The sequence below is a fragment of the uncultured Eudoraea sp. genome (genome assembly GCF_947258525.1).
Classification (GTDB): Bacteria; Bacteroidota; Bacteroidia; order Flavobacteriales; family Flavobacteriaceae; genus Eudoraea.
This window is the reverse complement of record NZ_CAMYIP010000166.1, coordinates 1-7662: the sequence shown is the minus strand read 5'-3', so window position 1 is coordinate 7662 and position 7662 is coordinate 1. Positions and strand designations below refer to the sequence as shown.

Annotated in this window: 9 protein-coding genes and 1 pseudogene; 1 reads left to right on the top strand and 9 read right to left on the bottom strand. The window is 37.7% G+C overall.

Annotation, left to right across the window (positions count from 1 at the left end):
• A pseudogene (locus tag Q0X89_RS12680) lies at positions 1–372 on the top strand (DNA polymerase III subunit epsilon); the annotation flags it as partial.
• A gap of 152 nt (positions 373–524) precedes the next feature.
• On the opposite strand, the gene Q0X89_RS12675 reads toward Q0X89_RS12680, so the two are convergent.
• From Q0X89_RS12675 to Q0X89_RS12635, 9 genes are all read right to left on the bottom strand, one after another.
• Positions 525–707 carry a hypothetical protein gene (locus tag Q0X89_RS12675; protein WP_297694739.1) on the bottom strand — a complete coding sequence of 61 codons (183 nt, stop codon included), beginning with the start codon at positions 705–707 and terminating at the stop codon, positions 525–527.
• A gap of 212 nt (positions 708–919) precedes the next feature.
• Positions 920–1048 carry a hypothetical protein gene (locus Q0X89_RS12670; protein ID WP_297694737.1) on the bottom strand — a complete coding sequence of 43 codons (129 nt, stop codon included), beginning with the start codon at positions 1046–1048 and terminating at the stop codon, positions 920–922.
• Positions 1049–1101: 53 nt separating this feature from the next.
• Positions 1102–1320, bottom strand: a complete 219-nt coding sequence (locus Q0X89_RS12665; protein ID WP_297694735.1) for a DUF2892 domain-containing protein — start codon at positions 1318–1320, stop codon at positions 1102–1104.
• 99 nt (positions 1321–1419) lie between these two features.
• Complete coding sequence (locus tag Q0X89_RS12660; RefSeq protein ID WP_297694733.1) at positions 1420–2829, bottom strand: MBL fold metallo-hydrolase; 1410 nt, start codon at positions 2827–2829, stop codon at positions 1420–1422.
• A 56-nt stretch (positions 2830–2885) separates the two neighbouring features.
• Complete coding sequence (locus tag Q0X89_RS12655; protein ID WP_297694731.1) at positions 2886–4613, bottom strand: SulP family inorganic anion transporter; 1728 nt, start codon at positions 4611–4613, stop codon at positions 2886–2888.
• A gap of 4 nt (positions 4614–4617) precedes the next feature.
• Positions 4618–5250, bottom strand: a complete 633-nt coding sequence (locus Q0X89_RS12650) for a Crp/Fnr family transcriptional regulator (RefSeq protein WP_297694729.1) — start codon at positions 5248–5250, stop codon at positions 4618–4620.
• Positions 5251–5307: 57 nt separating this feature from the next.
• A complete protein-coding gene (locus Q0X89_RS12645) occupies positions 5308–6081 on the bottom strand; it encodes an aldose 1-epimerase (protein ID WP_297694727.1) in 774 nt (257 codons plus the stop codon).
• 3 nt (positions 6082–6084) lie between these two features.
• Positions 6085–7383, bottom strand: a complete 1299-nt coding sequence (locus Q0X89_RS12640) for a M20/M25/M40 family metallo-hydrolase (protein ID WP_297694725.1) — start codon at positions 7381–7383, stop codon at positions 6085–6087.
• Positions 7384–7403: 20 nt separating this feature from the next.
• A partial coding sequence (locus Q0X89_RS12635) for an exonuclease domain-containing protein (RefSeq protein ID WP_297694723.1) occupies positions 7404–7662 on the bottom strand: 259 nt, incomplete at its 5' end.

Genomic DNA, 7662 nt, shown 5'->3' with positions numbered 1-7662 from the left:
AATGTTGCCGCATGCTCACATTTCCGTGTGGCTGACTGCAAAGGTATTTGCCGGGGCAAAGAATCGGCCATTGCCTATAATAAAAGGGTGCGGGAGGCTACCGAAAGTCTGGCATCTGAAAAAAATACTTATATCATAATAGAAAAAGGGAGAACTAATGATGAAGATGCTATTGTAATCGTACAGGAGGCCGTTTATACAGGGTATGGCTTTGTACCCAAAAGTGTTTCAATTAACTCCATTGAAGATATATTGGCATATATCACACCACAAAAAGATAATCTGGAAACTACCCGGCTCATTCAAACGCACAAGGTTAAATACCCGAAATCAATTATTGATTTTTCAACTGGGATGATTAAAGCTGTTTAGTTTTAGTTTGGAATTTAAGGTCTGTGGAAAGATTCACTATTAGTAAGACCTCTATTTATGTTTATCCATTTCATTGTACATTCGGACTACAAAAACCATCCAGATCGCAAAGATGATGGCAACAACAATGGAATAAATTAATATGAAATCCATTATTTCTTATACTTTAAGTAGTTCATAAAACCTAAAATTGTTGGTGCCCAGAAGGCAACAAAGATGGCCTCTAATTTCTGTCCGGACAGAAACATATACTCTGAAACAACAATAATAGACAGGACAACCAGAAGTAATAAAACATTCATTACCCCTATCTTTTCAATAAAATTTTTAAGCATGTCTAGTAGCTAATACTTATGAAAAGGTGATCATGATTTCATAAGTTGTTTAAACCTGATTTAAAACTATAAACTTTTTGCGAATAAGCGAAAAAATGAAGGGTTATTGTCCTTAATTTTAGATAAAAGAGTGATGAGAAACCCAAAATTGAAGTTTCTGTTGAAGAAAAAGAATGAGGAATTGACCAGAACTACCAATAATGGCAATTTATTTATCTCCTCTTGCCACTATTCATAAGACTAACCAGAACGGCAATCATTGCAATCACAACAAATGCAAATACGGCTATCATTATAATTCCATTACTCCAATCTACCAAAGGAATCCCTATTAAATTCATATCTAAGAAGACTTATTATTTAAATTGTTGAAGCAAATTACTTTATCTAAGAACTACTTCTTGTGTGCTTTTCGCACTTTACAAGTATTTAAACCAAAAAGACCATAGAGCGGACAGAAACCGGTTAAACTAGTTAAAAGAAATACAGCGGCAACTGTCAATAGAATATAAGACAATGCGCCTTCAATCACCCTATAATAAACCAACAAAGCAATTATAACGGTAATTGTAAAACGAACAATCTTATCGATTTTACCCATGTTTCGTTTCATAGTTTCCTGATTTAAAAGGATACGTAAGTTCCTGTCCTTTATAAATTCTGTCGTTAAAAATAAGATGGGTTGCCCACACAAACCATGATATTAGTCATATTATTGGGTGGTAGGGCAGATATAATTAGTCACTTCCATTCCTGACTTTTTCATATCGGCAAATCCGCCTGCTATGTCTACCAGATTGTGTATACCTCTGCTTTTAAGGATTGAGGCCGCAATAACAGATCGGTAGCCACCGGCACAATGCAGGTAAAAGGTTTCGTCTTTGGGAAATTCAGCCAGATGATCGTTCAGGGTATCCAGTGGAGCGTTATTCGCATCAATAAAATGTTCCGCATTATATTCACTTACCTTACGAACATCAAATAATGGTAAATGTTTTCCTTCCAGGGTTTCTTTAGCTTCTTCGGCAGATAACGCTTTAATTGTGTCAACGTCTTTTCCTGCATCTTCCCATGCTTCGAAACCACCTTTCAATATCCCCAAAGTATTATCAAAGCCTACCCGGGACAATCGTGTAACAGTCTCTTTCTCTTTGCCGACAGGAGTAACCAATAAAATAGGTTGTTTAACATCGGCGATCAAAGACCCAACCCAGGGTGCAAAATCACCATTTAAACCTATAAAAACAGATCTTGGGATGTGGCCTTTTACAAACTCATCCTGATGACGCACATCCAGTACAAGTGCACCAGTTTCATTGGCCGCTGCTTCAAAGGCATCAGGTGAAAGGGATGCCATACCGCGTTTTAATACCTCATCGATATCTTCGTATCCCTCCTTATTCATTTTTACATTCAAAGGAAAATACTTAGGTGGTGGAAGCAGTCCATCAGTAACTTCATTTATGAATTCTTCCCTTGTCATATTTGCCCTTAATGCATAATTCATCTGCTTTTGGTTGCCCAAAGTATCCACAGTTTCTTTCATCATGTTTTTGCCGCAAGCGGAACCGGCTCCATGTGCGGGGTAAACAATAACCTCATCTTCCAAAGGCATAATTTTGTTTCTCAAACTATCATAAAGAAGTCCGGCCAGATCTTCCTTAGTCATATCTGCTGCTTTCTGGGCCAGATCCGGTCTTCCTACATCACCTAAAAACAAAGTGTCTCCTGAAAAAATTGCATGGTCTTTCCCTGTTTCATCCTTTAATAAATAGGTAGTGCTTTCCATAGTATGGCCCGGGGTGTGTAGGGCCTTAATTGTTATATCCCCAAGTTGAAATTCCTGACCGTCTTTAGCTATGATTGCCTCAAAAGAAGGATTTGCATTTGGACCATAAACAATAGGTGCCCCTGTTTCCTTGGCCAACGTAACGTGTCCACTCACAAAGTCGGCATGAAAATGGGTTTCAAAAATATATTTTATTTCAGCATTATTTTTTCTTGCCCTTTCTATGTAGGGAATTACTTCACGCAGTGGATCAATAATGGCAACTTCACCCTTACTTTCAATATAATAAGCTCCCTGAGCAAGACAACCGGTATAAATCTGTTCAATGATCATTTCTTTTTTCTAAATTTTTTTCAAAAATACTGCTTCTTGAATTAAATAGAGCAACATTAGTTACCCTTCTTATTCCGCTGATAGGCTACTCTTTCATGTGTGGCAGATACATTTTCCGGATTATCAAAGTGGGCCACAGCCTCCTTTATTTTTACAAACAGGAATTCTTTGGGTAATACGTCACTTATTCCACTCCTGAAAATGATATCTCTTGTTGGTCCTATGGCTCCCGCAATATAGAACTGAACTCCATCCTGCCTTATTTTCTTTATGACTTTAGTAAGCATTCTTGTGGCTGTGGAATCTATGTAATTAATCGCTTCAGCATTCAATATTACTCCTTTTAAATTGTCGCCCTTTTTGTCTATATACTTATAAAGCTGATTTTTGAAATAATCCGAATTTCCAAAGTACAATTGCGAATCAAAACGCACAATGAGCAGATCATCCCTCATAATAACTTCATCTCCAAAACGCGTAATATTTTTATAATATTCTGAATCTTTTAATTTCGCTATAACCGCAAAATGAGGTTTTGAAGTTCTGTAAACCATCAATAAAAGAGATAGCAGGACACCGGTAAGTATTCCTTGAGTAATGCCAATAAACAAGGTTAACAAAAATGTAAATACCAGGACAATGAATTCATCTTTTCTATAGGTCCACAAACGCTTTGCATATGCCAAATCAATTAAACCAAAAACCGATACCATGATAATACTGGCCAGGATAGCTTTGGGCAAATAATAAAAAAGAGGGGTAAGAAATAAAAGCGTTACTATGACCAGAAAAACAGTAAAAATCCCGGAAAGTGTACTTTTTGATCCGGATTCATAATCGATGGCCGATCTAGAAAAACTTGCCGCAACAGGAAAGGACTGAAAAAACGAACCCAACATATTTGCTGAGCCTAAAGCAATTAATTCCTGATTGGCATTAATCTGATCTTCTTCATTCTTCTCTTCAATGCTCTTCCCAATTGAAATTGCTTCGAGGTATCCGATTAGTGCGAGGGTTAGTGCAATTGGCCATAGACTCATCATAGCATCCAGGCTAAAGGTCGGTAACGCAAACCCTGGCAATCCTTTTGGAATTGTTCCTACGATCTCAATGCCCAGCGATTCCATTTTGAAGAAATATACTGCCAGTATTCCGAGAACAACGATAATAAGAATAGCAGGGATTTGCCTATTCCATTTTTTAAAACCAATGAGTAGCAAAATCCCAGAAAGTCCTATTATGAAATCATAGAAATTTGTTTCAGGAATTGTCTTAATGGCATTCAAAAAAATTCTGTGAAACTGATTGCTCCCTTCCATTTCCACACCAAGTAAATGTTTTAGCTGACTAAAAATAATGATCATAGCTGCGGCCGAAGTAAATCCGCTGATAACAGGTTTGGCTAAAAAGGTAACCAGGTAACCCATCCGAAAAATACCTAAAACAAGCTGTATGGCCCCAACCATAAAAGCGAGTAAAATGGCCATAGCAATATAATTCTCCAATCCTATGATTGCCAGGGCTCCCAAACCTATGGCAACAAGTAAAGAATCCATGGCGACGGGTCCAATTGCAAGCGATCTTGAAGTACCAAAAAAGGCATAAACCAAAAGGGGCATTAAGGAGGCATACAAACCATAAACAGGGGGTAGACCGGCGATCATGGCGTAAGCCATTGCCTGAGGAATAAGTACGATTCCCACGGTTAAGCCCCCAATGATGTCTTTAGGAAGATCTTTCCGTTTATAACTACTCATTCTATGTAGAATTGGGAAAATCTGCATTATTCTACAATTCAATAACCTTTATATGGTTTCGGCTCAACTCTATTTTGCCTTCTTTCTCTAAACTTTTTAAAAGTCTTGAAACCACTACCCGTGAAGTATGTAAATCATTGGCCACATCCTGATGTGTGGAATATATAATATCATCATTGGTTACCATTGCGCGGTCTTTAAGATACTTCATTATGCGCTCATCCATTTTCATAAATGCCAAAGTATCTATTGTTTCCAGCAATTCTGACATTCTGGTATGATAACTATCCAAAATAAATTCTCTCCAACTTTGATATTTGACCATCCATTCATCCATTTTTTCTATAGGAATCATCAATAACTCTGTATCCGATTCCGCAATTGCTCTGATCTCACTTTTACCGTTCCCCAGGCAGCATGAAAATGTCATAGCGCAAGTATCACCTTTCTCAATAAAATAAAGCAATAACTCATCACCTTCATCATCTTCCCGAAGTATTTTAATTGCTCCACTAAAAATTAAGGGCATAACCGTTATATCCTGGCCTATATCCAATAAACGCTCCCCTTGTTTTATGAGCTTGCATTTGCCTGCAGCTTCTATCTCATCTAACAATTCCGGTTCAAAAAGATACCCGTAATGACGCTCTAAAAGTACTCTCATTATTTACGTTTATTTGGATTAAATCAGATTCTCCTTTCTTTTAATCAGACTATTAAATTATGGAATTAAAGTGACTTTATAATGCCTGTCTTTATCTGACAGGTAATCAAACCCTTCATGCAATTGCATTTGTGGTACTGCATAGGGGTAAAAGGTTATTGGCTCAATACATATCATGTTCGAAACCTCTGTCCACAGCATAAAATTGCCAAAACCTTCGGTTTTTATGATTAACTCTTTTTCATCTTTTAAAATAACACTTTGGCAATCACTTACTTCAAGAGCCCTTCTACCGGCTTCAATAACAGCATCTAATGAAATGGTCTGATCCTTCGCAACTACGACAGGATTGCCCTTATACAGTTTAAATGCCGGATGATAACCCAGCATAAAGGGCATATCTTTTTCTCCTGAAATTCGAAAGCTAATTTCCAAATCTTTATCAGTGAGTTTGAAACTCTTGTAAAATTCAAAACTAAAGGGCCAGATAAGTAATTGGGCCGTAGATTTATCCGGAAATTTAGAATTTTTGACAACCGTCCCTGCCTTATAATATTTTACATATTCCGCTGTTGTCTCTGTATTGGATAGAAGTTCGTAATCTAATTCGCGTAATAATCCATGCTGGTCCTGAATAGCATTTCCTCTTGGAACGTGAACCCGGAAATCAGCTTCAGCAGTGGGTCCGATTACTGGAAACATTTCGGTGTCCGAGTTACGCCAACCGGGACTCCCTTTCTGATGAATATATTCATGGTCGTTGACTTGGTAACTTACTAATTCACCATCCTCAATTTTGGCATTTGCGTTTCCTGAACTAAGATTTACCATGAATTATTGATTGATCAATCTATAAATAAGAACTGCTGTTCTCTTTGTAAGGGCTTCGATAGTATTCAAATTTACGGTTTCTTCAGGGGTATGCGCTCCGCTTCCCATAGTGCCTAAACCATCAAGGCAATCAACGTATTCAGCAACAAAAGATGTATCTGCAGCGCCCCTTTTGCCCGGATCATAGCCTATTACCTCACCCTGACCGAGATCCAGACTTACCTGATTTAGCTCTGCTAAAAGTCTGTTATTTCCTTTAGTGGGAACCATTGCAGGATAACTATCTGTAAAACTTACTGTTGCTGATGTCCGGGGTAAATTATTAGAAACAATTTCCCTCATTTTAGTTCTGGCCTCTTCCTTTTGTTCTTCCGAAATAAAACGCAAACCACCTTTTGCCATGGCTGTTTGTGAGACCACATTACTTTTTCCAAAGACCTCACCTTTTCCAGTAGTTGTATCATATTCTACAAAAGTACCCCCCATAAGTATTCCCGGGTTAAAAGTAAGGTATTCATCACCGCGAACTTCTTCATAAAACGCATTCAAAATTCTTGACATTTCAAAAACAGCACCGGCTCCAACCCGTTCATTAAATATACCGGAGCTGTGGGCTCGCTTTCCTTCAACATCGACCTGCCATCCAGAGGACCCTCTTCTTGCTACAGTGGCATAATTAAAACCTGTAGAAGTCTCAAATCCGAGTGCAATATCGCTTTTCTTTGCTGCTTCAATTAAATCTTTTCTGCTTATATCAAGTGGTTTACCGGTACTTTCTTCATCTCCTGTAAATGCCACTATGATCTGTGCCTCTTTCAGCAAACCGTTAGCATGCAAAGCCTTTAAGGCATATAGGACAATTACATCGCCACCTTTCATATCATTACCTCCCGGCGCGTGAGCTATACTGTCATTAACCCGCTTAAACTCCTGAAAAGGGCTGTTTTCCTCAAATACGGTATCTAAATGGCCAATAAGTAATAGTTTTTTACCCTTCTTACCCTCTGTTTCGGCAAACAAGTGACCGGCCCTGTTCATTTCTTCAGGCATCTCAATCCAGCTTGTCTCAAAATCGATATTATCAAAGGCGTTCTTGAAAACCATCCCTACTTCCTTAACCCCTTTGGAATTTAAAGTACCGCTGTTAATATTTACGACATTTTCTAAAAAAGTAATGGCTTCAGGATTATTGATTTCAATGGTTTTGACCAATTTTCTCTCAACCTTAGAAAGTTTCTGGGCGGGTAATTGAGCACAAAAAAAGAGAACTGCCAGTATGCTCGTTAATCTTCTACAATTCATATTAAATCAAATTAAATTAATTAGTCTATAAAGCCTTGTTCTTTCATCCAGTCATCATTATAGATCTTACCAACGTATCTGCTACCATGATCGTGAAAAAGAACCACTACTACATCGTCTTTGTTAAATTTTTCCTGATTGAGATACACTTCAAAGCTATCGCTTATATCTATAGAATTACCTGTGACACTGACTGCTCCGATAGAAAGTACTTTATCATTTTTAGAATTTAATCCTGTTGTTTCTGTATCGAATACAACAAATCGAATTTTTTCAATA

Bases quoted from the DNA above. Each gene is read 5' to 3' on its own strand.
- Q0X89_RS12675 (WP_297694739.1), bottom strand. From the start codon at position 707: ATGCTTAAAAATTTTATTGAAAAGATAGGGGTAATGAATGTTTTATTA.
- Q0X89_RS12670 (WP_297694737.1), bottom strand. From the start codon at position 1,048: ATGAATTTAATAGGGATTCCTTTGGTAGATTGGAGTAATGGAATTATA.
- Q0X89_RS12665 (WP_297694735.1), bottom strand. From the start codon at position 1,320: ATGAAACGAAACATGGGTAAAATCGATAAGATTGTTCGTTTTACAATT.
- Q0X89_RS12660 (WP_297694733.1), bottom strand. From the start codon at position 2,829: ATGATCATTGAACAGATTTATACCGGTTGTCTTGCTCAGGGAGCTTAT.
- Q0X89_RS12655 (WP_297694731.1), bottom strand. From the start codon at position 4,613: ATGCAGATTTTCCCAATTCTACATAGAATGAGTAGTTATAAACGGAAA.
- Q0X89_RS12650 (WP_297694729.1), bottom strand. From the start codon at position 5,250: ATGAGAGTACTTTTAGAGCGTCATTACGGGTATCTTTTTGAACCGGAA.
- Q0X89_RS12645 (WP_297694727.1), bottom strand. From the start codon at position 6,081: ATGGTAAATCTTAGTTCAGGAAACGCAAATGCCAAAATTGAGGATGGT.
- Q0X89_RS12640 (WP_297694725.1), bottom strand. From the start codon at position 7,383: ATGAATTGTAGAAGATTAACGAGCATACTGGCAGTTCTCTTTTTTTGT.